At 37.2% G+C, this 22,374-nt stretch carries 25 protein-coding genes; 8 read left to right on the forward strand and 17 right to left on the reverse strand.

Annotation, left to right across the window (positions count from 1 at the left end):
• Window positions 1-78: 78 nt before the first annotated feature.
• Window positions 79-459, forward strand: a complete 381-nt coding sequence (locus MRY82_04500) for a hypothetical protein (GenBank protein MCI5072188.1) — start codon at window positions 79-81, stop codon at window positions 457-459.
• A 110-nt stretch (window positions 460-569) separates the two neighbouring features.
• Window positions 570-1,901, forward strand: a complete 1,332-nt coding sequence (locus MRY82_04505) for an OmpA family protein (GenBank protein MCI5072189.1) — start codon at window positions 570-572, stop codon at window positions 1,899-1,901.
• Between the two features lie 31 nt (window positions 1,902-1,932).
• On the opposite strand, the gene MRY82_04510 is transcribed toward MRY82_04505, so the two are convergent.
• The gene (locus tag MRY82_04510; protein MCI5072190.1) at window positions 1,933-3,303 is read right to left on the reverse strand and encodes a PilZ domain-containing protein; all 1,371 of its coding nucleotides are present in this window, start codon (window positions 3,301-3,303) and stop codon (window positions 1,933-1,935) included.
• A gap of 10 nt (window positions 3,304-3,313) precedes the next feature.
• Window positions 3,314-4,441, reverse strand: coding sequence for an alpha/beta hydrolase (locus tag MRY82_04515; GenBank protein ID MCI5072191.1), 1,128 nt, complete (start codon window positions 4,439-4,441; stop codon window positions 3,314-3,316).
• A 129-nt stretch (window positions 4,442-4,570) separates the two neighbouring features.
• Between MRY82_04515 and MRY82_04520 the strand changes: the two genes are divergently transcribed.
• Window positions 4,571-6,253, forward strand: coding sequence for a tetratricopeptide repeat protein (locus MRY82_04520; protein ID MCI5072192.1), 1,683 nt, complete (start codon window positions 4,571-4,573; stop codon window positions 6,251-6,253).
• Window positions 6,254-6,265: 12 nt separating this feature from the next.
• On the opposite strand, the gene MRY82_04525 is transcribed toward MRY82_04520, so the two are convergent.
• From MRY82_04525 to MRY82_04570, 10 genes are all read right to left on the reverse strand, one after another.
• A complete protein-coding gene (locus MRY82_04525; protein MCI5072193.1) occupies window positions 6,266-7,846 on the reverse strand; it encodes a hypothetical protein in 1,581 nt (526 codons plus the stop codon).
• 126 nt (window positions 7,847-7,972) lie between these two features.
• On the reverse strand, window positions 7,973-9,403 hold the full coding sequence (locus MRY82_04530; GenBank protein ID MCI5072194.1) for a hypothetical protein: 1,431 nt from the start codon (window positions 9,401-9,403) through the stop codon (window positions 7,973-7,975).
• Entirely contained in the window at window positions 9,400-10,896 is a 1,497-nt protein-coding gene (locus MRY82_04535; protein ID MCI5072195.1) for a hypothetical protein, read from the reverse strand. The genes MRY82_04530 and MRY82_04535 overlap by 4 nt, the downstream gene beginning before the upstream one ends.
• A gap of 4 nt (window positions 10,897-10,900) precedes the next feature.
• On the reverse strand, window positions 10,901-11,248 hold the full coding sequence (locus MRY82_04540; protein MCI5072196.1) for a cation:proton antiporter subunit C: 348 nt from the start codon (window positions 11,246-11,248) through the stop codon (window positions 10,901-10,903).
• Window positions 11,245-11,667 (reverse strand): cation:proton antiporter, encoded by a 423-nt coding sequence (locus tag MRY82_04545; GenBank protein MCI5072197.1) that lies wholly within the window; start codon window positions 11,665-11,667, stop codon window positions 11,245-11,247. The genes MRY82_04540 and MRY82_04545 overlap by 4 nt, the downstream gene beginning before the upstream one ends.
• Window positions 11,664-11,975, reverse strand: coding sequence for a hypothetical protein (locus MRY82_04550; GenBank protein MCI5072198.1), 312 nt, complete (start codon window positions 11,973-11,975; stop codon window positions 11,664-11,666). The genes MRY82_04545 and MRY82_04550 overlap by 4 nt, the downstream gene beginning before the upstream one ends.
• Window positions 11,972-12,226, reverse strand: coding sequence for a DUF4040 domain-containing protein (locus tag MRY82_04555; GenBank protein ID MCI5072199.1), 255 nt, complete (start codon window positions 12,224-12,226; stop codon window positions 11,972-11,974). The genes MRY82_04550 and MRY82_04555 overlap by 4 nt, the downstream gene beginning before the upstream one ends.
• On the reverse strand, window positions 12,223-12,537 hold the full coding sequence (gene mnhG / locus MRY82_04560; GenBank protein MCI5072200.1) for a monovalent cation/H(+) antiporter subunit G: 315 nt from the start codon (window positions 12,535-12,537) through the stop codon (window positions 12,223-12,225). Before mnhG ends, MRY82_04555 begins: the two co-directional genes overlap by 4 nt.
• Window positions 12,534-12,830 (reverse strand): monovalent cation/H+ antiporter complex subunit F, encoded by a 297-nt coding sequence (locus MRY82_04565; protein ID MCI5072201.1) that lies wholly within the window; start codon window positions 12,828-12,830, stop codon window positions 12,534-12,536. Before MRY82_04565 ends, mnhG begins: the two co-directional genes overlap by 4 nt.
• Window positions 12,827-13,336 carry a Na+/H+ antiporter subunit E gene (locus MRY82_04570; GenBank protein ID MCI5072202.1) on the reverse strand — a complete coding sequence of 170 codons (510 nt, stop codon included), beginning with the start codon at window positions 13,334-13,336 and terminating at the stop codon, window positions 12,827-12,829. Before MRY82_04570 ends, MRY82_04565 begins: the two co-directional genes overlap by 4 nt.
• A 255-nt stretch (window positions 13,337-13,591) precedes the next feature.
• On the opposite strand from MRY82_04570, the gene MRY82_04575 reads away from it, so the two are divergent.
• The gene (locus MRY82_04575) at window positions 13,592-13,936 is read left to right on the forward strand and encodes a DUF2853 family protein (protein ID MCI5072203.1); all 345 of its coding nucleotides are present in this window, start codon (window positions 13,592-13,594) and stop codon (window positions 13,934-13,936) included.
• An 80-nt stretch (window positions 13,937-14,016) separates the two neighbouring features.
• Entirely contained in the window at window positions 14,017-14,331 is a 315-nt protein-coding gene (locus MRY82_04580; GenBank protein MCI5072204.1) for a 4a-hydroxytetrahydrobiopterin dehydratase, read from the forward strand.
• Between the two features lie 6 nt (window positions 14,332-14,337).
• On the opposite strand, the gene MRY82_04585 is transcribed toward MRY82_04580, so the two are convergent.
• From MRY82_04585 to MRY82_04600, 4 genes are all read right to left on the reverse strand, one after another.
• Entirely contained in the window at window positions 14,338-14,928 is a 591-nt protein-coding gene (locus MRY82_04585) for an iron-sulfur cluster assembly accessory protein (GenBank protein MCI5072205.1), read from the reverse strand.
• Window positions 14,929-15,031: 103 nt separating this feature from the next.
• Window positions 15,032-15,778: a succinate dehydrogenase/fumarate reductase iron-sulfur subunit gene (locus MRY82_04590; protein MCI5072206.1), complete on the reverse strand. Its 747-nt coding sequence runs from the start codon at window positions 15,776-15,778 to the stop codon at window positions 15,032-15,034.
• Complete coding sequence (locus tag MRY82_04595; GenBank protein ID MCI5072207.1) at window positions 15,778-17,694, reverse strand: fumarate reductase/succinate dehydrogenase flavoprotein subunit; 1,917 nt, start codon at window positions 17,692-17,694, stop codon at window positions 15,778-15,780. The genes MRY82_04590 and MRY82_04595 overlap by 1 nt, the downstream gene beginning before the upstream one ends.
• A 27-nt stretch (window positions 17,695-17,721) precedes the next feature.
• Window positions 17,722-18,423, reverse strand: coding sequence for a succinate dehydrogenase cytochrome b subunit (locus MRY82_04600; GenBank protein ID MCI5072208.1), 702 nt, complete (start codon window positions 18,421-18,423; stop codon window positions 17,722-17,724).
• Window positions 18,424-18,605: 182 nt separating this feature from the next.
• Between MRY82_04600 and MRY82_04605 the strand changes: the two genes are divergently transcribed.
• The gene (locus tag MRY82_04605) at window positions 18,606-20,441 is read left to right on the forward strand and encodes a hypothetical protein (GenBank protein MCI5072209.1); all 1,836 of its coding nucleotides are present in this window, start codon (window positions 18,606-18,608) and stop codon (window positions 20,439-20,441) included.
• Between the two features lie 58 nt (window positions 20,442-20,499).
• Here MRY82_04605 and MRY82_04610 read toward each other — a convergent pair whose 3' ends face one another.
• Complete coding sequence (locus tag MRY82_04610; GenBank protein ID MCI5072210.1) at window positions 20,500-21,114, reverse strand: thymidine kinase; 615 nt, start codon at window positions 21,112-21,114, stop codon at window positions 20,500-20,502.
• A 139-nt stretch (window positions 21,115-21,253) separates the two neighbouring features.
• On the opposite strand from MRY82_04610, the gene MRY82_04615 reads away from it, so the two are divergent.
• Window positions 21,254-21,925: a hypothetical protein gene (locus tag MRY82_04615; protein ID MCI5072211.1), complete on the forward strand. Its 672-nt coding sequence runs from the start codon at window positions 21,254-21,256 to the stop codon at window positions 21,923-21,925.
• Window positions 21,922-22,362, forward strand: a complete 441-nt coding sequence (locus MRY82_04620) for a hypothetical protein (protein ID MCI5072212.1) — start codon at window positions 21,922-21,924, stop codon at window positions 22,360-22,362. The genes MRY82_04615 and MRY82_04620 overlap by 4 nt, the downstream gene beginning before the upstream one ends.
• The last annotated feature ends 12 nt before the right edge of the window (window positions 22,363-22,374 follow it).

Raw genomic sequence — 22,374 nt, forward strand, 5'->3', positions numbered from 1 at the left:
TTAAGGGCCTAGCGCTTTATTGCTAGGCCCTTTTTTATTGAGTAAAAGATAAATTAGACCAAGAACTTATTTTTAAGTATGTTTATAGTCATGACAATCAATGAATTAGCCAAAGCTGTCCATGATACAGCCAAAGAAAAAGGTTGGTATGACAAGGACAGGTCGTCTTTAGAAATGCATATGTTAATGGTAACGGAGTTGTCTGAAGCCACAGAGTGTGTGCGTCAGGACCTTCCATCGGTTTATGCTCAAACAGAATCCGGGGTAAAGGTCACCGATATAGAGGCTATTGCTAAGCAGAGCTTAAAGCCTGAAGGCGAGGCTGTTGAATTGGTGGATGCTTTGATTCGTATTGTCGATTATTTTGCGTATAAAGACTGGGATTTGGAACAAGTTTTACAGCTTAAAATGGATTACAACATTTTTAGAGCATATCGGCATGGAGGTAAAAAGTATTAGGCTGTTGGTTTAAATGGCAAAATCATTTTTTGTAGAGAGCTTAAAATTTTTTATTTCTGCAGTGAATATAGTAGACTCTGAGCGTACAAAACACATTGAAAGGTTTTAAAATGTTTAAAAAATATATCTATGGTTTAATCGTTCTTTTGGCAGTCAATGCGCCTGCTCAATATTTAACTCAGGGAAAAATGGAGTTTGGTGCATATGGTGGTTATGCGACGTTAGACTCTTTTAGTCAAACTGAGCCTAAAGATGCGGCTTTGTATGGTCTTCGTTTTGGAATTTTTGCTTCAGATAAAACCAGTTTTGAATTGGCTTACCAGATGTTACCCACAGAGGCATTAACCACATCCAATGCAAAATTAAATACACTCAATGTTAATTATATGTACCATTTTTTTAGAAATGTACGATTCACACCCACCCTTACTTTGGGTATGGGGTGGCTAAGAACCGATATTGATCCAATCATCAATCAAAGTAATGATTTGGCAATTAATACTGGTTTGGGTTTTAAAGTGTTCTTCAGTGAAAATTGGGCATTTAGAGCAGACGCGCGTTATGTTTATGCTGAAGTGTTAACGGAACATCAGCAGAACTATGAATTTACTGGAGGTATTTCTTACTTAACCGGTGGTCATAAAGACGCAGATAAAGATAAAGTCAGAGATAATGTTGATCAATGTCTAAAAACACCCATGGGTGCTAAAGTTGATAACAAAGGCTGTGGAATAGATATGGATAAAGATGGCGTATTTGATGGTATTGATCAATGCAATAAAACACCCCAAGGAGCTAAAGTCGATACCAAAGGTTGTGGCATTGATACGGATAAAGACGGTGTGTTTGATGGTATTGATCAGTGTGAAAATTCACCTGCAGGTAGTAAAGTGAATGAAAAAGGCTGTCTATTGGATGCAGATGAAGATGGGGTGGAAGACAAAGACGATGCTTGTCCGGATACGCCCAATGGTATTGCCGTTAATGAAAAAGGCTGTCCAAGAGATAGTGATAAAGATGGGGTTTCTGATGTAGAAGATTTATGTCCAAACACAGAACAAGGTCAATCCGTGGATATCAAGGGTTGTCCCCAAGTGGTTAAATCAAGAGGTGTTTTAAAAGGAGTTAACTTTAAATCTGGAAGTTCAGAACTCACTTTAAACTCAATGGTTATTTTAGAAGATGTGGCAAAAGAACTTTTAGAATTTCCAAGGGTGCGTATTGAGATACAAGGTCATACCGATAGCGTTGGTGCCGCAGAATTTAATCAAAAAATTTCTTATGCACGAGCAAAGTCTGTGATGACTTATTTGGTTAGCAAAGGTGTACCGCAGGATAGAATGGTTGCCAAAGGCTATGGTGAAAGTCAGCCTATAGCAAGCAATAAAACAGCCGGTGGCAGAGCTCAAAACAGAAGAGTTGAATTGAAGTGGGTTGATTGATCCTATCTTTTGAGGATATAACATAGTTATTTTAGTCAATGACAATAAGTTCATTGATAAAACTTAAATAGCAAATCAAGGCGCGACTTTCTTTTTGTGAGATAGAGAGCGCCTTGGCTAGCTTTTCTTGATCATAAATTGTTTGCTCGGTAATTAGATGATGAAGGTTTAAAATCATTTGTGGCCAAAGATAAAGTTTTTGCTTGTGTATAGTGAAATGTTTTTCAGTTGAGAAATGACTAAAATGTTTTAAGAAGATGTCATCGTAGCCATTGAGTAGAGCAAAAATATTATTTTTAATTTCTAAAGTTTCATTAAGCGCAATGATTTCTTTGGGTAACTTTTTAATAAAGTAGTAATTTAAGTTCAACATATTGGCCAAGTGGCGAAAGTTTTTTAATAAATACTGTTTCCATAAATTAAACATTAAATCAGCAGACAGAATGTTTTTTCTAATGAGATAATCTCTAAGATCTATAGGCTTTTTTAAATTCAAATTTTGCTTTAAGATACTTTGCTTTGATTTAGCAGAAATGGAGTTTGAGTTGAGAATAACCTTTAATAAACGTTGTTTGCTATTGGTTTCCACATGCAGCAATTGACCATCTTTAAAATAAAAAGATGCGATGCTTTGTTTTTCAAAATTTGAGATGTTGAGCATCCCGGAGTATTTCATGTCAATAGAGTTTAAGATTATTTTAGCCAAAGGATGTTGAAGTAAGTTACCTTTATTGGCAATAGGTTGATTTTTGTATAGCTTATGTTGACTGAGTGTTTCATCAACAAGCAATTGCAATTGTTTTTGAGTATTTTGATCAACCTCACAGTAGACATAGTAGTGCTTACTATAAATGTCTTTAACAAGTTTGGTAACCGAGACACTAAAACTACAGCTAAAATTTTGATCTTTAGTTCGGATAACAATATTGATGTTTGTTCTTACAGGAATTTTTTGTTTGTTTAAAAATGTTAAATTTAGATTGGTAATTTGTGCATGGTAAAGGTTAATAAAATCAAAAACATGGTTAAAAACTATGATATGAGAGGATTCATGCTTAGAGATTTGTTGAGTATCAGGTGTAATATTTGTGTAGTTGGCAAAAATAGGAAAAGGGTTTTTGTGATCGTTAAGTTCAAGGCCCATTCCTCTGGGGTAGGTTTTATTGGTTTTTAAATTAACTTCCAGTTGTGGGCGAACCACTTTATATTGTACTTTGTGTTGGAAACCATTGTGACTAAAAAAAACGGTAATAGAACTGTTATTTTTCAAGATAGTTTGAGCGTTTAAAAAAATACCTGTATGTGAAAAATTTTCAATAACAGCAGATCGTTTTTTCCCATAGGCATAAAAGTATGCTGGAATTGAACTTGTAAAACGTTTACTTTTTCTTAGAACAGTCAAAGTTATTATATTAAGGTCTTAAAAAATAATTTTCTGGAGCATATGGCTCCGCACTACGGATAAACAATCTTTTTTTTGCATCTAAACTTAAGAGTACTTGAAACATATCACCTAAAAGAGCTCTTGAAGCATAATAACTATGTCCCAAATAATCTAAGCTTTGCAACTGCTCGTGCAACAAGGATACGTTAATAACATCAGTATTTGCAAGGTTAAAACAGTGTCCCAGACGTTGATTTTCATTGTAAATTTTTGAAGCTGTAATCGCATAATCTTTGTGCGAACAATATACTGTCGTTCTATCAAAATATTGACGTATATTTTTAAAGTACAAAACAGCTTTTTGGGTAGCAATATCTGGAGCATGAAAAATACCTTCTGCAAAGATGGGTGCCTGTTTAATGATTTCAGGGTTTTTCTGAGAATAACTCACCAATCCAGGCAAGAATACTTGATGTCCCATCGAGTGAACTAAAATATGTGCTTTATGTTGGGATTGTACTAAAATATCTACCATGCGATGAATCAAGGCATATGATTTTAAACTGTTGTCTTTATTTTTGGCATAAGTTTTATGAATCATATAACTGCTACCTTCGGCGCCGGCCGGCCATGATACCAGGACAATTTCGCCTTTAAATTTTAGGTCATATTTAATTTGTGCTGCCCTTAACACAGCTTGTTCAAAGGGAACATTAAATCCATGTACGAAAACCAGAATATCATTTTGAAAAGTACTCAATTGTGAACTTAGCTCATGTTCTTGCATAGCATTGTGTTGCAAAAATTTATAATTCTGATGAGAGCTGGCTCTTGGGTCTTGAGAGTAACTGATATCACCCACAAGATGGTTGGTGGGGACACTTACCTTACACGCACCAAAATGAATTGTTTTATCGACATTATTCTCAAAAGTGTTGGGGCCACAGTTATAACTAAAATCACCTTGTTTTCTATTGGTCATGTAGTAGACAGAAATGGCTTGAGTTTCAGCATAATTATCTTCAAGCAGTTGGTTTAGTTCATTTTTTATGGCATCATTGCCGTAGTGGCGTTTAAAAATATTATGCTTTTGAGGCGCTTTACTTGCACATGCGGACAAACAAAGAGACAATGCTAAAATTGTTAATTTTATCAAAAATTGCTTTTCTCTGATCATGGATGCCATTATTCCTCAGAGTAGGCAATTGATCAATATTTATTGTTTTATCCTGGTGACAAGTTTTAACAGTAAAGATTTTTATGCTTTAGATTGATTGGGCACGCTATGTTTAAAAAAGAAAATAAATACAAATACTTACTTTTTTTAACGCCGTTATTGACTTATGTCTTTTTTTTAAATGCTCCAGCTTACTTTGATGACATTGTTCTTTTTCAAAACAACCATTGGCTGCTATCCGGACCAAAGCCATCTTGGTTTCATGTTTTATTTTTAGATGGTCAGCAAAGCTTTGCCGGCTACAGACCTATTTTAATGCAACTATCACAGTGGAATACTCAACTTTTTGGCGCTAACTTTTTTTCATGGCGTGTGATTAATTTGTTGGTGCATATCAGCAACGGTATCTTGTTGTATTACTTTATCCGTTCTTTTAAAGTGAAGCCTAAATATGCTTTTTACATGGCCTTACTTTTTTTAATTCACCCTATACAGACTCTGGCAGTACAGTTTGTGTGGAAACGCAGTACAAGTTTTGCTGTTTTTTTTATGTTTTTAGGTTTGTGTCACTATGCTTATTGTCGTTGGTATAAGTATGTTTCTGTATTGCTGCAAGTGGTTTTATTTTCACTGGCGTTTTTCTGTAAAGAAATAGCCATTATCTACCCTGCATTATTGTTTAGCTATGCGGTATTGAATCAAAAAAATCAGGAGCAGACGTTTGCACAAAAAAGGTTCCTGTTTTTAAGTCTTTTTATTTTTGCAGGAATATTGTTGTGGTTTAGATTGTTTTACATTCAAGAATTGTTGGCACCAAGTTTAGGGCAAATGACTCAAAATAGAGTGTTTGATAAAGATATTTATTTTTTAAGTTCAATGCGCTCTGTGTTGCATTATATCATGTGGTTTTTTAATCCTGAGCCTTTTTTAATGAATGATCCCTTACCTGTGACCAAGTTGATCAACGGCTATACTCCGCTGTATACTATACTAATTGGCGTCAGTTTTTTTGTGCTATTTAAGAAAAACGTTTTACCTATTGCCAAGTTTTTTATTATTGGTTTTTGGTTGTCCATGCTGCCACATACTTCCTTTTATCCCTTGTACAATATAGAAGATCAAATCAGGATGTATTTTGCCGTTGCTTCCTTGGCTGTGTTAAGCGTGTTGCTTGTTGAAGGGGCATTGAAAAAATGGAAAAGTAAGCTATCCATTGAATACGTGTTTATCCCGATCACTGTTGTTTTTATCGCCTTAACTTGTTTACAAAATATAAAATACTACAGTCCACAGGTCATCTGGTCGGATGTTGCATCAGCCTATGATCATAGTGATTTTGCGCATAGTGAGTTGGGTGATATTTATTTTAATCAAAAACAGTATGCAAAATCTATTGAACATTATCAAAAATCTTTAGCCATAAGTGCTAAGCCATATTATCGAATTAAAATTGCACGATCAGTCTGGTTAAAAGAAAACAATAAAAAAGCAGTGTATGCTGTACTAAAGCCTTTAGATTATAAGCAACTGAATATTGAAGAGTTTAGTGATTTTTTAACTTTATTTATTATGATGAAGGACTTTGAAAAAGCGCAGTGGCTTTTGGGTCAGGTCATCAACCGCTTTCAGAATAATGAACGGTTGTTGTATACCGCAGGAAAACTCTACCATGCCCAAAAAGATTATAAAAAAGCCAGTGTTTTTTTTCAACAAGTGTTAAAAATTAACCCACAAAATGGCTTTGCCCAGCAGTACTTACAACAAATCAAGCGTCAGCAGGTCTCTGAGTAAGAGATAACTTATTTAAAGCCATAAAAATAAAACCATACAGACAATAAAAACAACCAATACATAGCTCATGCTATTTTCAATGGATTCAAAGTAAAACAGTTTTACACGAGGCGCAGATATTTTGGGTGAGTAGAGAAAACGTCTCACTTTTGTTGGGTCTTTGCTGATTATGGGTAGTCTTAGTTTTGTAAAAATATCTGTAGGACTTTGTTGGCTATACTGTGTAAGCATCTTTTTAAAGATAAAAAATAGCGGTAAAGCACCAAAAAGAAGGGCAAAATGTTTGGCGGCATATTCAGAGAAAATGGTAAGATAATCTTGTGGGGCATTGATATGCGTATAAACAGTAAGCGACAAAAGTAATACCGCCAAGATATATTCCAAAGCTCTATGGAGAGACCCTTGCTTTAAAATTCTTTTAAAATTGAAAAAGCGCATCGGTTTTAAAACCAAACTATAAAGTAAAGTTATATAGATAAAGGCCAATGCATAATTGAGCCAGGTTAAGCTTTCTTGAGCATCTAAAGCTTTGTAAAACCATGTGATTGCAGTAGATCCGTAACCCAAATAAGGAATGCCGAGAGCAGAGACTGAAAACACAAGCCAAAAAACGCTGTTAAGAGGAGACAGCGTCTGTTGTTTGTTGTCTAGTTCAAATAAATCAGAAGATTTTTGGTCTTCAGAATCCTGATTTTTTATAAGTGCTGAGTAACCCAAAAATGAAAAACAAGTGGTAATAATTAAAAAAAATGCTGATTGTGTAGAATAAGCAGTTCCAACACCGACAGCGCTTACAACCAAACCCAGTAAAACAAGACTAAAATAAGAAACAATTGCTGGCAAAGTGTTTTGCATCAATAAATAAATTGCAGCATAAAGACTGGATAAAATTCCCACATAAATAAGGTAAGGGTGACCAGAGAGAAGCTGGGTCATGGCAAAAATGCTTAGTAGCGGTAAGGTGATGTGAGATAGTAGCTTGCTGTTGATACAAGACTTTTCTTGAGTATGAATGAACCAATAGTGAAAGGGAAAAACAGCGGCATGGATTAAAAAACCCAGTAAGATAAGATAAGTGGGTAAATCATATCCCCATTTAAAGTGTAACAAGGTATTGTCATGAACAATTAAACTGCCTGCAATTAAGCAAGAAGCGGCAAAAACTTGTAACAATAGGTAAGAAAATGCAGCTTTTTGAGCAGTATAGGTATTGCGTGAAAAAATAAGCAAGGCAGAAAATACAGCAACCAGTTCAAAGTGTAAAATAAACTCAGTCCATGTTGAGGTGCTTAATAGTTCAAAAGCATAGTATGCAATAAAGTAAGCAGCCAATGCAGCAAGTTTATTGACCTGTTTAAAACTTATCAGGGCTGAAAAAGATAGAGCAATAAGTAGTGTCAGTTGGAAATAATGATGAGGAGCAACAGCTGTATAATTTAGCAAGATAAGGTTTTGTAAGCCGCTTGCATGTTCAGCTATAACCGTAGCTACAAGCAACAAACAATTGCCTAACCATAGCCATGAAAAATAAGGAGGTTTGACAAATAGACATACAACAAAAATAACAGGTAAATAGTGAATCAAGTTAATCATGGTCTATACCTTCGGCATTATTAGAAGATTGTTTTTTACAGATTAAACAATTGCTCAGGATCATAATGGCAAGCATTACGCTAGAACCTAAAATAAACTGTTTAAGCAACGTTATGATGAATGGACTCATGGCAATAAAACCTTTTCTAAGAGTTCTGGGTGGAAACCAAAAACAAGAGCAATCAATGTGGTTATAATAGGTGGAACCAGCATACCTAAAGCAAGTTTAACTTTTTGAGGTTTTTCTTGGTTTGCACTGGTTTCAAAAGATTTTAAGGTGATGGGTATTAAATATAGAAGATTTAAAAAACCACTGATCAAAAACACGGCCAATAAATAAGGTTTATGTGCCTCTATGCTACCATGCAACAAGTTTTCTTTACTGATAAAGCCAATCATTCCCGGCAAACCAGCTAAACCTAAAGAACAGATAAAAAAGCAAATACTGACTACTGGATAGGCATAACCATAACCTTTGAGTTCCTCAATATAGTTTTTCCCTTCTTGACTTTGAAAGATACCAGCAACCCAGAACAAGGTGATTTTTTGTAAAGCATGCGCAAAAAAGTGATAAAAAGCACCCATGATGGCTAAAGGAGACCCAATCAATGTACCCAAAGTAATGTATGAGATTTGCCCAATTGTAGAATAAGCCAAGCGTTTTTTAATATGTTGGTGGGTCATGGCAATCAGAGATGCCAAAACAATTGTGACTGCTGTCAGCATGATTAAAATATAATAGTAAGGCAGTTGAGCAATGATATCCGGTGATAATAAATTAATGTTGAGTCGAAAAATACCTAAAGCTCCGGCTTTTACAACGGCCACGGCATGTAAAAGTGCAGATACAGGCGTGGGTGCTATCATGGCCGAAGGTAACCAACCATGAAAGGGCATCAAGGCTGTTTTAACTGAGAAACCTAAGAAAAGTAAAAGGTAACCAGCAATAAAAACTTTATTGTAAACCAATGAAGCATCAATTGTTGGGTCTTGTGTAAAGCTTAAGTCAATAGATTGCGAGAGAAAAAGCATTCCTAACAAAGCGGCTTGCCCTCCCATTAAAGTATAGCTTAGGTATTTCCGTCCAGCTTTAAAGGCATCTTCTGAGCGTTTATGAATAACCAGTGGGTAAGTGACCAAACTGAGTAATTCAAAAAAGATAAAAAAGCTGAATAGGTTTTTTGAAAAACACATACCAAAGAGGCTCATTAAAGAAAGCGCAAAACAAATATAAAAAGTTTTTAATGGGGCATCGATGTATTTTTTAAAATAAGGTTTGGCATACAGCAAAGTCAGTGTCCACAAAAGGCTGGCCAGTAAAGCAAAACTAAGCCCTAGACGATCCATAAAGAAACCAAGTGAGAAGTTTTTAGAGAAGTTGAGTAAATTTATTTCACTGTATTGAAAAAAGTGAAAGTTATAAAAAAGGTAGGCTAAAATACAAGTGATGATGCTGGCAAAGGCAGTATGCAACAAGTTCAACTGTTTGCGTTCAAGAATTGTACTGGTGGCAATGAGTGAAACAAACAACATTAAAATAATCAATAGATATATCATGGTCTATGCTCCACATTATGCTCTGTTGAATTTAGCGTAACAGAAGAAGGGTTATGTTTTTTTATATAATGCATCCATTGTTTTTTCAAAGATGGGGTATAAGCGCTAATTCCTAATAAAATAAAAAACAAACATGAAAAAATAAGTTTTTTAGATAGGTTTAAACTTTTATGGACGGTTTCTTCTTCAGCTTCTTCTCTGGGTTCAAAGCAAACTTGAATGAATTTAAAAATATAGTTGGCTGTTGCTAAGCTGGCAAAAACCAAGAGTACCAATAAGATATAATTGTGTTGGTCTAAGGCAGTTAAAACCAAATAAAACTTTGAAAAGAAGCCAGGGAATGGTGGTAAGCCAACCATAGAAGCCCCACTGATAATGGCTAGGCCTGCTAACCATTTAGATTGTTTAGATAGAGCCTTAAAGTCAGATAAGTTTTGATCTCTTGAATGGCTGATGGTTTGTTCACTGATAAGAAAAAATGCTGTTTTCATCAAAGCGTGAATAACAATATGAAAAAAAGCCGCAAAAAGCGCAAGGTCAGACTGTAAAGAAAAACCTAGAAAGATTAAGCCAATTTGTGAAATACTGGAGTAGGCAAACATTTGCCGGGCATCTGATGTTTTGTAAGCGTGGTAAGCACCATAGAACACACCAAGTAAAGCCAATGTTTGAACAACCGGCCAAAACGTGTGCGGAATCAGGTTTTGTGGAAAAACAATGAAAAATAATTTAAAAAAAACCACAATATTCATTTTAGTCATCAAAGATGAAATAAAAGCCACCATATAGCTTGGAGCAAATGTGTAGACAGAAGGCATCCAGGTATGCATTGGGAAAAGAGCGGATTTAATGGCTAAACCAACAAAGAAACATAGGATAGAAATATGGATAATGCTTAAGTTGATGACTTCTGTTCTCAAGAAGTGAGCAGTGGCATCAATATTAAGGTAACCCGTTTGTGAGTAAAGTAAGCCTAAACCTAGAAGGTAGAAGGTAGCTGCACAGACACCTAAAATCAAGTATTTGTATACAGCCAAGGTGGCTTTGTCCCCTCCAATGGCCATAAGTGCGTAAGCACTCAATGCTGAAACTTCTATAAATACATAAATGTTGAATAAATCATTGCTAAACAGTAAACCTAAAAAGGCCGTGCATAAAATAGAAAACAAACTAAAGCTTAACTCTGACCAGCGACGGTACGCAAAAAGCGCAACTATAAAAGCAATGAAATTGATGAGTATGGCCAAGACGGCAAAAATTGGATTAACCTTAAAACTTATGCCCAGATGGGTTATCCATCCTGCAAAATGATTGCTAACAAAACCATAGGATAAACAGCTTTGCAACAGTTTAAAAGATAGAACGATATTGATTAAATAAGCCCAAGACAAAATACGAAAGACATTAGATTTTTTTAATGCGCCCAAAACAGCAGAGCCAAGAGCAACAATAAAAGGGATAGATAAAATAACAATAGGCAGTTGTGATTCCATAACGTTATGATTCCTTTTGTACTTTTTTAATGAGCGCTTGCTCATCCAAGGTGCCATAAGCACGGTGAATTCTAATCAATAAACTTAAGGCTAAGCCTGTGGTTGCAACCCCAACAACAATAGCTGTTAGCATGAGGGCATGGGGGAGAGGGTTGATAATATGACTGATATCATGAGCATGCTGAGCTATAGGAGCTAAACCATGCTTCTTGTAAGCCATAGCTATAAAAAACAAAATAATGGATACTTGCATGATATTAAGCGCCATCAGTTTTTTCATCAGGTTTTTGCAAAACAGAACTCCACTTAACCCTAAACATAAAATTAAAAAAATCAGTAAGTATTGAGTCATGATTCTGAATCCATCGCGGCACGGGTTAATAATTCAAAAATTAAGCACAGAGCACTGGGTACGGTGATAGTAACCCCCAACTCAATAAGTAGACTACCTAGAGCACGGTGTTTACCACTACCAAAAGGAATACTGTAATCCAGAAAAGACGTTGGCATACTCAAGGCACCAACGAAAAAATAAGTCAAAGTTCCAAGAGCTGCACCAAATAAGAGCAAACGTAAAGGAATAGCAAAGTTTTGTTGAGGTTTTAAGCACATTCTATTGAGCATATAAGCGGCAGCTAAAATAGCACCAGCTTGAAAACCTCCACCAGGGCCATAGTGGCCATGAAAAAAGACATAGAACGCAAAGACAATCATGGGTGGTGTGACTATTTTTGCACCAAGATTAAGTATGTTGCTATCAAATGATTTCATTGTTGACGATCCCTTCTAAAACCCAATACCAGCAAGCAAGCCAGTGCTGAGGTGAAGATAACTGCAGTTTCAAACAAGGTGTCTAAGGATCTATAGTCTGCAAGTACGTCGGTAACCAGATTGGGACCTCCAGTTTGTTCATAACCATGTTCGATATAATGGGGGGAAACGTGGCGCGAAGCAGGAGATTGTGCGTCACCAAAATCTGGCAATTGACTTGCTGCATAAGCCAGGACCAAAAAAAAACTTGTGAGCAAGACAAACTTACCTATTCTGCTGACGTAGTTTAAAAATAGGCCTGGCTTCACGATTCTACCTCATTGTGTTTGGATGTTTTAAATATCCCAGTAACAAAATAGATTGTGGTGATGGCAGCTCCAATACAAGCTTCTGTAAAGGCTACGTCTAAAGCGCCCATTAGAGTAAAAATAAGCGCGGAGAAGAAACTAAAAGCACCAAAAATAATCACTGCATTAAGTAGACTGGAGCCATACAATGCAAAAGCTCCACACAAGAACAGAAAAATCAAAAGCAGATCTAGGATAATATCAATATTCATTTAAGTTTCTCTTCATCGGTTAATTTCCAGGGTTTTAAGCCAAACTTTAAAGCTGCTCTGGAAAGTGCATGCGTTAGCAAAGGGTTGGCAAAAAATATAAAAACAAGAATGAATAAGATCTTTAAAGTATCAAGGCTAAAAGCATGTTGCAATGCAATGCCAATAAGCATTAGAGCTATGCCTAAAGTATCTGATTTTCCTACGGCATGTAATCGTGAATAAAAATCGGGAAAGCGTAAAACGCCAATGATGCCTAAAAAAGTGAAAAAGAAGCCAATCAAAAAAAGTACTTTCCCAAGTAGAGCAATCATTTTATGTTTTCCTTTATCTGTGTATCCTGCTCAAGGTCTTGTTTGTCTTGCATGAATTTAGCCAGAACCAAGGGGCCTATAAAGCCTAAAATAGCGTAGCTTAAGGCAATATCAATATAGTAGGTGAGTTGATTGGTGACAATGCCTATCAGTAAAAGAATAACCAGCGTTTTGCTTGCAATTAAGCCAATGCCTGTCAATCGATCAAACAAGGTTGGTCCAGTAAAAACTCTATAGAGTGAAAGGGCCATAACGGCGCATAAAATATAAAGCATGATTTGAAAGAAACTCATGCCACTTCCTTTTTGTTATGAAGATCCGAGTGTTCAAAAAGTCTATGCACTCTTTCTTGCATTTCTCCTTGTAAACCATCGGGTAAAAGGCTTTTGACCGCATCATGGGTTAATGCATGAATCACAAATGTATCACCTTCAATATCCAGGGTAACGGTTCCTGGGGTCAGTGTAATTGAGTTGGCCAGTGTCAATTGGGCAAAAACATGTGGCAACTTTTGATCAAATTTAATGATTGATGGATTGATGGGCATGATGGGTTTTAAAATGACTGGTATCATCTTAAGATTAGAGTCAATCACTTGCCATATGAGCCATAAACAATAGCGAAGGAATGCAAGACTTTTTAGCAATGAAAATGGAGGCCTTTGCGATTTTGGAAAGATGTAGTTTAGCGTAATAAAACTAACAATTGCACAAAGAATAAACCCCTCAGAAACGTGCAATAGATCAAATTTTTGTGAAAGCGTTAGCCAAAAACCAAACAATGTTAAAAAAGTAAACACGCTTGCTTCATAATGGAAGTCAAAAAAAAGATAAAGTCTAAAACAATAATTTGAAAAGTTTTTTCAATAGAAAAATCAATGGTTTTATTATAGTTTTTAATAGGTTAATCGTTAAATAAAATCTTCATGATAAGAACTGAAGCAAAGTTAAAAAGTGAAAGTAAGGATTTGACAGAATAACAATGAGCCAATATATCTAGTTTTGACTGCACAGCATAAGCTGTCTATATTTAAACGTATCAAGGAGAAAGAATAATGAGCGAAAAAAGAGATGAACTGATTCAAAAGTTTGCGGTTGATTTAAAAGAAAAATGTGGTGTAACCCCTGATATGGATTTGCTAGAAAAAGTAACTGTAGCATGTGGGCCAACAATTTTTAATGCAGATGCAGCAACGGTATCTTCTTCAGACTCATCAGAACTTGAAACGGTGAAAAAAAACTTTCTTATCAACAAATTGGGTTTAACTGATGGTCCAGAGCTGGATCAAGCCATTGAAACTGTCATGAATACTTACGGACAATCTAACAGAAATAAATATCGTCCAGTGGTTTATTACATGTTAACCAAACACTTCAACAAAGAGTCAATTTACGCATAAATTGCGGATGAACGATTGATTAAAAAAGGGGGCGTAGGCCCCCTTTTTTTATGGCAATATTCTTTAGCATAGGAGTAAGAATGTTAAATAATCATCAATGCACGCCTGCAGCACAAAAGTTAAATAAGCAAGCCATTCATCAATACTTTAAAGAGCTTGATTCATGGGAGATTTCTGGAGATCAATCTTGTATTGAGAAAGAGTTTAGTTTTGCAAACTTTCAGCAAGCTCTGAATTTTGTCAATCAGGTGGGAGCCATTGCCCAAGAGCAAAATCACCATCCAGACATTTATCTTTCTTGGGGCAGGGTTTTATTGATGTTATCCACCCATGATCGAGGGGGATTAAGTATCAACGACTTTATTGTGGCCTCAAAGATAGATCGACTGATTTGAGGCGGCTCATTTAAAATAAGGGTTTTCACCAGAAGCGTGATCAGTGATATCCACCACCTCGATAATCTCTGGTGCAAGTTCTCTAATCCGTTTTTCAATACCGTGTTTGAGCGTTGCTGTAGAGCTTGAGCAGCCTTGACAGCCACCACTAAGCTTAACATAGGCTTTAAGGTCTTTAATTTCAACCAACTCCACTTTTCCACCATGAGATGCCAAGGCCGGGTTGATCTCATGTTCAAAAACCTGTTGAATTTTAGCTTCACTGCTTTGATCAGGGTCAATATGGGGTCTGTTGGGGTTATCGACCTTAAAACCTGATCCAGAAACACTTTCTACCCAATCAACTGTGGCGCCATCCATTTTTTCAGTCAGTTTTTTTTCAAGGACAACATTAAATTTTTCTAATTCAAGTGTAACATCGTGGTCTGTAAGCTTGGATTTTTCATCTAAAAAAAATTGATAATTGTAACCTGAAGCGTTGGCACTGGGAATGGTTACCCTCAATAAAGTATTTTCTGGCTCAGCTCTTTTTTCAATGAAGGCCAAAATCTTCTCTGTTGCTTTATCTGTGAAATCTATTTTTAAAGTATTCTTCATGGTCATGGTCTCTTTTTTCTTAATCAACCCAATTTAGGCACCAGATTGTTTTTGTCTATACGCTAACTCTAAATGGGGGACACGTGTGTGTCCCCAGACAAACTTAGTCTTGGCTGAAAAACGACTTAGTAAACCAACGGTTGTTTTTAATGATATTGCGCATTTCAATTTCTTTAGGGCAAACAGCTTCGCATTCTTGCGTGTTGGTGCAGGCGCCAAAACCTTCTTTATCCATTTGCTGAGTCATTTTTAATGTTCTTGATTCCGCTTCTACTTTTCCTTGCGGTAAGCTATTAAGGTGATTGATTTTTGCAGATACAAACAGTTGTGCACTGGCATTTTTGCAAGCTGCAACGCAAGCTCCACAGCCAATGCATGCTGCGGTATTAAAAGCATCATCGGCAATATCTTTTTTAATAGGAATTGCATTGCCATCGGGAGCGTTGCCCGTAGATGTACTTACATAACCGCCAGCTTGAATAATCCTATCAAAGGCGCTTCTATCAACCATCAAATCCTTAATCACTGGAAAGGCTCTTGCTCTCCAAGGTTCAATAATAATTGTGTCTCCATCAGAAAAAGTACGCATATGCAATTGACAGGTGGTGGTAGCTTTTTTGGGGCCATGTGCTACGCCATTGATCACTAAAGAGCAAGATCCACAAATTCCCTCTCTGCAGTCATGATCAAAAACAATAGGTTCTTCCCCTTTTGCTTCAAGACTTTCATTGACAATATCCAACATTTCTAAAAAAGAGCTGTCTTCACTTACATCGTTAGCTTCAATGTCCTGAAAATAACCCTTAGCTGCAGCATTTTTCTGACGCCATACCTTAAGCAATAGTTTCATTATTTGTAGCTCCTTTGTGTTGGTTGAACATCTTCAAATGTTAGTGTTTCTTTGTGCAATTGAGGAGTTTCTCCAACACCATTAAACTCCCATGCAGAAGAATAGGAGTAGTTTTCATCATCACGCTTGGCTTCACCATCTTCTGTTTGGCTTTCTTCTCTGAAGTGAGCGCCACAAGATTCTTTACGATCTAAAGCATCATGAACCATAAGTTCAGCAAATTCTAAAAAGTCGGCCACGCGACCAGCTTTTTCTAAGTTTTGATTGAGCTCTTCACCGGTGCCTGTAACAGAAGCATTTTTCCAGAAGCGATCTCTAACATCTTCTATTTTTCCTAGAGCACCTCTTAGTCCTTCTTCATTTCTACTCATACCACAATAATCCCACATGACACGTCCTAATTCTCTGTGAAAACTGTCAACCGATACGGATCCTTTGATATTAAGCAGAGAATTGATTTTGTCCAGTTGAGTCTGTTCAACGGCTTTTGCTTCAGGTGAGTCATCATTTAGACGCTGTTTGGGATCAACATCAGCAAGGTAATTACCTATGGTGTAAGGCAAAACAAAATAACCATCAGACAAGCCTTGCATCAGTGCGCTTGCTCCAAGTCTGTTGGCACCATGGTCAGAGAAGTTTGCTTCACCAATCACGAATAAGCCGGGAATATTGCTCATGAGGTTGTAATCGACCCATAAGCCACCCATGGTATAGTGAGGGGCTGGGAAGATACGCATAGGCGTTTCATAAGGATTTTCACCAGTGATATTTTCATACATATCAAATAGGTTTCCATATCTGGCAGAGATGGTTTCTTTGCCCAAGCGTGCAATTGCATCAGCAAAATCAAGATATACACCTAATCCTGTTTTACCTACGCCATAGCCGGCATCACATCGTTCTTTGGCAGCGCGTGAAGCCACATCTCTAGGAACAAGGTTCCCAAAAGCTGGATAACGACGTTCCAGGTAATAATCTCGCTCATTTTCCGGAATATCTTTAGCTTTACGAGTATCCCCTTTCTTCTTAGGTACCCATATTCTTCCATCGTTACGTAATGACTCACTCATTAGAGTAAGTTTTGATTGATGCTCACCTGCGACTGGAATGCAAGTTGGATGAATTTGTGTAAAGCTTGGGTTAGCAAAAAAAGCACCTTTTTTATGAGCACGCCAAGTTGCTGTAACGTTGCAGCCCATGGCATTGGTACTTAGATAATATACGTTGCTGTATCCGCCAGTAGCCAAGACCACTGCGTCTGCTGTATGAGACGTTATTTTGCCTGTGACCAAGTTTCTAACCACTATTCCTTTGGCTTTGCCATCGTGAACAATAACATCCAGCATTTCAGTTCGAGGAAACATCTGAACCTTACCGTTGTCTATTTCTTTTGCCAAAGCTTGATAAGCTCCCAATAATAGTTGCTGGCCTGTTTGGCCTCGAGCATAAAAAGTTCGAGAGACCTGTGCGCCACCGAAAGATCGATTATCCAAGAGTCCACTGTAGTCCCTGGCAAAAGGAACCCCTTGAGCAACACATTGGTCAATAATTTTTACACTGTTTTCAGCAAGTCTGTATACATTTGACTCTCTGGATCGATAATCTCCACCTTTGACCGTGTCGTAAAACAACCTATAAACACTATCACCATCATTTTGATAGTTTTTTGCACCATTGATGCCACCTTGAGCAGCAATAGAGTGAGCTCTTCTCGGAGAGTCTTGAAAGCAAAAAGTTTTAACATTGTAGCCCAGTTCAGCCATACTGGCAGATGCGGAAGCTCCAGCCAGACCAGTCCCTACAACAATAACCTCATATTTACGCTTATTGGCTGGGTTAACCAGCTTCATATTAAATTTATGTTTTTCCCAACGTTTTTCAACCGGACCTGTTGGACAGTTTGATTTTAATGACATCGTATACTCCTTACTCCTGTTAAAACTTTAAGAAATGACTCCACTCAAGACAGCAATAGGGATAGAGGCAAAGCCAAGTGATATTAGTAGTGCTATAAATACTCCCAAGCTATTGACAAGCTTAAGATAGAAAGGGTGGCTTAAACCAAGTGTTCTAGCTGTGCTTTGAACACCATGATAAAGGTGTAAACCTAAAAAAATCTGAGCAGCTAAATAAATAGCAACTATAAGCGGAACTTGAAAACTATTGATCATGCTGCTGTATAAATCATGGTGATTGAGCAAACTGCTATGGACTTGTCCAAATGTGAAATGCGCCAAGTGATAAATAACGTAGAGCAACAAAAAAAGACCGCCATAAATCATGGTTCTCGAAGCGAAACTTGCTTTGGTAGGAGTATTTTTTTGATAGCCAACGGGTCTGGCTGCACGGTTGTGTCTGGTCAGAGAAATGGTGCACACCACATGCAGAACAATCATTTTAAGCATGATAATTCTTACAGCCCATAATAAAACAATGTTACCTTTAAGCATGGCCGCGTACTGATTGATAAGTGTATCTTCAGGCGTGGCTCCTCGACCGGCGTATATTTGTAAATTGCCTAGCATATGCCCTAGAAGCCAACCAACCATGGCTAGCCCGGTAATGGCCACAATCCACTTTTTACCAATAGAAGAATTATAAAACTTTAAAAATCGACAATACAATAATCCTAGATTTTTCATCATGCACCCTTAATACCTAAGTTGCTAAAAAAGAAAAGTGAATCTTGGTAATGATGATAATTTCTAAGCTTTATACCAAACTTTTTTTTTATTGAGCAATGCTGCAAAACAGCAAATAATGCCTTGCATTATTAAAGCTGCTTTGCTATGGATCTTGAGTATTTTAAGTTTGACGAGGTGATACAGTGAAAATTAATAGCTCAAAATCTTTTAGAAAACAGTTAATAATCAATAATTTAAAGAGTTTTTTTGCGATGGTGTTGTGTGTGTTAATAGCGCAATGTACAAACACCAAGCTTGCTCCCACAGAAGACGGTGGTGGGAGTATTGTTATCCCAAAAATCAATAAAGTTGTAGCCAAGTCAAAAGAATCGATGACTTTAGTCAATGCAAAAGCCACAGGTTACAGAAGTATTGAGATTGAGTTAAGCCATGAAATAGATCAAGACGCAGCAGCCAATTTTGATGTGTATAAAATAGAGGCGGCAAAAAAGGGAAACCCTGGTGCAAAAAATATCAAGGTGATTGCTGTAAACGTTTTAGAGCCTAAAAAACTTGAATTGACCTTGAGCAAACGTCTTTTGTCCATGAAATATACATTAATCATCAATGGCTTAGAAACATCTTCAGCAAAACTAACATCAGCCAGCCATGAAATTATTCCAGAAGGTTCGCGTATGATTTTTGTCAGTGAAGCCAGCTCCGATGGAAATTTGAAAAACCTCATGTCGCCCCCGTCTGCATCGGAAGGCTACCAAGTCCCTAATGAGCTTTGTCAAGCTGAAGCCAGTCAACATGGGTTGCTGGGGCAATACCGAGCTTTGTTTTTGCATCCAATGCTGTTAGAAGAGCAAAAAGATGATTATGCATTTCTTGATACCATGACAGATTATGTTCGTGCTGATGGAGTTGGGCAAGTTAAGTTAAGTAGAACAGATGGCATGTTGCACCCGTCTTTTTCTTTGCCTATTGATGTTATGGCCAATGGTCAGTCGGTTCCATATAGTTTTAATGGTGATGGAATGGCCATGCAAGAGAGTTTTATGGCCTTTACTGGGTTTAATTTGGCTTATTCTGATATTGAAGATGAGGTTTGCGGTGAGGATGAAAACTGGAATACAGCGAATGATTATAATGTAACAGGTTCACTGTTCCGAAATAAAATCCCATTGTTTGCTTTTGGTGCATCAGAAACATGCAATTGTGCAAAAAAGGCAAGAATTATTTGTCTTCAATCTGCTTCTGCTATTGAAAATAGTGAATCAGCGGCATGGAGTCCTAAAGAAGATGGCCAAAACTATACCGGGGATAATTATATGTTCGTCAGTTCAGTTAATGTGAGCGCTAATTTAGGCGAAGCGCTAGCCGCACTAGGTGGCGATGCCAGCCTTTCTGGTTTGAAAGCCGCAGATGCTGTTTGTTCTAATTTGGTTAAAGAAGCTGCCAATGATACAGACAATCGGTTGCCTGAAGCCGCTAGGGCTAGTTTTAAGAAAAATTATAAGCACTATATTGCGGTTTTATCCGGCCAAGAAGATGGAAAGGATAAAAATGCAAAAGATAGATTTACTCCAGCAGCTTATAAGGCGGGCTCGTATCACCTTCCCAATGGTGTAAAGTTAGTTGATGAATTAAAAAGTTTTTTTGACCCAAAAACAGTACTTCAAGCTCCAGTAACCATGACTGAGCAGGGGAGTTATCTTGCCTTAAAAAATGAGCGTTACTCTGAAGATGACTATCAAAACGATGATCAGATGAAAGAAATGATTATCCATGATGTCCTTTCAAATCTAGTTTTTACCGGGAGTAATGGTTCGGGTGAACTTGAAAAAGATGCGACTTGCAACTCATGGACATCAGCTCAAGAAGACAATATCATGACCATGGGCATTGCATTAGACAGCTACTTAAGGCTCTCTCTAGAAGGAGTTAAAAACAGTTTTCTTTCCAGTGTAACAGGTCTTATGAGCTGCTCAATGGAATTAAAACTTTATTGTGCTTACAATAAACCTAAAGCTTAATCCTGCTTTGATTAAAAGTGATGCAGCACGAATACCCAAGGTTTAGCCTTATGTTTTATTAAGCTTTTAATAATGAAGTATCGTGTTTTTCTGTTTGCCCTTCAGATAAGGAAGTTTTTGAATGAGGGCTTACGCTATGACAACGTCGGCACCTTGCTTCATAACTGTCTTGGCCACCTAGCATGACTCTTTGTTTGTGTTTGCTTAAGCGTTGATTGCGGTTGGCAGGGTTGCCGCAGCGCATGCAGATGGCCAGGTTTTTGGTGATATACTCCGCAATGGCTAAAAGTTGAGGAATGGGTTCAAAAGGTTTGCCCTGGTAATCCTGATCCAATCCAGAGACAATCACGCGTTTACCTTCATCTGCTAAAGCTTGACAGGTTTCTACCAAAGATAAGCCAAAAAACTGTGCTTCATCAATGCCTACAACCTCATAGCTGCGAGATTTTTCAATAATGTCTTGGGTGTTGCGTGCCACTTCCGCTTCAATTTTTTGTTGGCTGTGACTTACGACCAAACTTTCAGCATAGCGATTATCAATTTCAGGTTTGAATAAAATGACCCTTTGCCTAGCAATATTGGCCCTGCGTATGCGCCGGATCAACTCCTCAGTTTTTCCAGAAAACATGCTGCCACAAATGACTTCTATCCACCCTGTCTGATAATTAAGCATAAAAATGCTTATAAGATATTAAAGGTTTCTTCACAAGCCTTTCTTAAAGCATTAAAAAAAAATTATATGCTGCGACGTAAAGACGGTTGACAATTATTGTGTATCGTGTCATCAGCAAGCTATGTTGAAAAAGGTGTGCATGTGTGGACTTTTGATGGTGCTGTTGACTGCGTGTAATAATGAGAAAACCCCAAAAGAGCGGGTAAAGAAAGTGACGGTTCCAGTCATAAAATATGTTGTTGTTAAAGATAAGCCTTGTTGGGGAGATGACTGTCTAGAAGATGATGGGAAAGATAACGATGCAATGCCAATGCACAAAAAACATGCTGATAATGGTGAAGCGCCTGAAACCGTTTGTCCAAAATTGGAATACGCCAAAAACTTTGAGGAATTTGGTCAAGATAAAGATCAATTAAACTGCAACCTTTTATTTGATGATGTTGGCTTATGTGCTGACCTATACTGGCAATCAAGCCAAAAGGACGTTGTTGGTGAAAATCAAATATTATGTTTGTACTTTTGGAACCTTGATAGTCCCGGTCAAAAGCCAGATTATGTGCATTTAGATTATGATTTAACCGTGAATTTTTCTATGGATGGAGATGCGCAAGCCATGGGGCATAATGACTTTGCAGCAAAGATAGAAACTCTACAAAGCAATATTTATTCTTTGTACTCCATTAACTTTGCCATGAAAGGCGTGTGGAAAACCAAATTTACTTTGAATTACGAAGGAGATGTCGTATCAGAATTTACAACATCGTTAAATGTTGACGATAAAGATATTGACTATCATTGGGAGGGGTTATGAAAAAGTTTTTTTTAGTATTGAATTTACTGGTTTTGGGGCATGTGAGCGCTCAAACTTATGTTTCTATCAAAGTGAATCGACCCCACAATAATCCTAAAATGAATGTTAGCATTTCTTTGTATGAAGATGCGGATAGAAAAACGCCAATTGCAAAGGAAGAGGCGCCAAAAGAAATATTTGCTAAATTTCATCATAACTCTCCTATGTGCGCTGATCCAAACTATTGGGTTAATCAGAAACAAAATTATACTGCACTGAGTTTGAAACCAGGTTCGGTTTATGCGGAGTATACCGCGGTTCCATTACGTTATGAGTTATTTGGGCAGTTTACGGTGTGGCTTAAAATAGATGGTGATGAATATGAGATTAAAAGCCCAGAAGCTTGGACAATCCCAAACATTAAGCCTGTTTATTTAAGTAAAAAAATAAACCTATAAGTGCAATCGATA

The organism is bacterium, assembly GCA_022763185.1.
Lineage (GTDB): Bacteria > Bdellovibrionota_G > JALEGL01 > JALEGL01 > JALEGL01 > JALEGL01.

Excerpts from the sequence above, each read along its gene's own strand:
- MRY82_04500 (MCI5072188.1), top strand. The coding sequence starts at position 79 with ATGTTTATAGTCATGACAATCAATGAATTAGCCAAAGCTGTCCATGAT.
- MRY82_04505 (MCI5072189.1), top strand. The coding sequence starts at position 570 with ATGTTTAAAAAATATATCTATGGTTTAATCGTTCTTTTGGCAGTCAAT.
- MRY82_04520 (MCI5072192.1), top strand. The coding sequence starts at position 4,571 with ATGTTTAAAAAAGAAAATAAATACAAATACTTACTTTTTTTAACGCCG.
- MRY82_04525 (MCI5072193.1), bottom strand. The coding sequence starts at position 7,846 with ATGATTAACTTGATTCACTATTTACCTGTTATTTTTGTTGTATGTCTA.
- MRY82_04530 (MCI5072194.1), bottom strand. The coding sequence starts at position 9,403 with ATGATATATCTATTGATTATTTTAATGTTGTTTGTTTCACTCATTGCC.
- MRY82_04535 (MCI5072195.1), bottom strand. The coding sequence starts at position 10,896 with ATGGAATCACAACTGCCTATTGTTATTTTATCTATCCCTTTTATTGTT.
- MRY82_04540 (MCI5072196.1), bottom strand. The coding sequence starts at position 11,248 with ATGACTCAATACTTACTGATTTTTTTAATTTTATGTTTAGGGTTAAGT.
- MRY82_04545 (MCI5072197.1), bottom strand. The coding sequence starts at position 11,667 with ATGAAATCATTTGATAGCAACATACTTAATCTTGGTGCAAAAATAGTC.
- MRY82_04555 (MCI5072199.1), bottom strand. The coding sequence starts at position 12,226 with ATGAATATTGATATTATCCTAGATCTGCTTTTGATTTTTCTGTTCTTG.
- mnhG (MCI5072200.1), bottom strand. The coding sequence starts at position 12,537 with ATGATTGCTCTACTTGGGAAAGTACTTTTTTTGATTGGCTTCTTTTTC.
- MRY82_04565 (MCI5072201.1), bottom strand. The coding sequence starts at position 12,830 with ATGAGTTTCTTTCAAATCATGCTTTATATTTTATGCGCCGTTATGGCC.
- MRY82_04575 (MCI5072203.1), top strand. The coding sequence starts at position 13,592 with ATGAGCGAAAAAAGAGATGAACTGATTCAAAAGTTTGCGGTTGATTTA.
- MRY82_04580 (MCI5072204.1), top strand. The coding sequence starts at position 14,017 with ATGTTAAATAATCATCAATGCACGCCTGCAGCACAAAAGTTAAATAAG.
- MRY82_04585 (MCI5072205.1), bottom strand. The coding sequence starts at position 14,928 with ATGAAGAATACTTTAAAAATAGATTTCACAGATAAAGCAACAGAGAAG.
- MRY82_04590 (MCI5072206.1), bottom strand. The coding sequence starts at position 15,778 with ATGAAACTATTGCTTAAGGTATGGCGTCAGAAAAATGCTGCAGCTAAG.
- MRY82_04595 (MCI5072207.1), bottom strand. The coding sequence starts at position 17,694 with ATGTCATTAAAATCAAACTGTCCAACAGGTCCGGTTGAAAAACGTTGG.
- MRY82_04600 (MCI5072208.1), bottom strand. The coding sequence starts at position 18,423 with ATGATGAAAAATCTAGGATTATTGTATTGTCGATTTTTAAAGTTTTAT.
- MRY82_04610 (MCI5072210.1), bottom strand. The coding sequence starts at position 21,114 with ATGCTTAATTATCAGACAGGGTGGATAGAAGTCATTTGTGGCAGCATG.
- MRY82_04615 (MCI5072211.1), top strand. The coding sequence starts at position 21,254 with ATGTGTGGACTTTTGATGGTGCTGTTGACTGCGTGTAATAATGAGAAA.
- MRY82_04620 (MCI5072212.1), top strand. The coding sequence starts at position 21,922 with ATGAAAAAGTTTTTTTTAGTATTGAATTTACTGGTTTTGGGGCATGTG.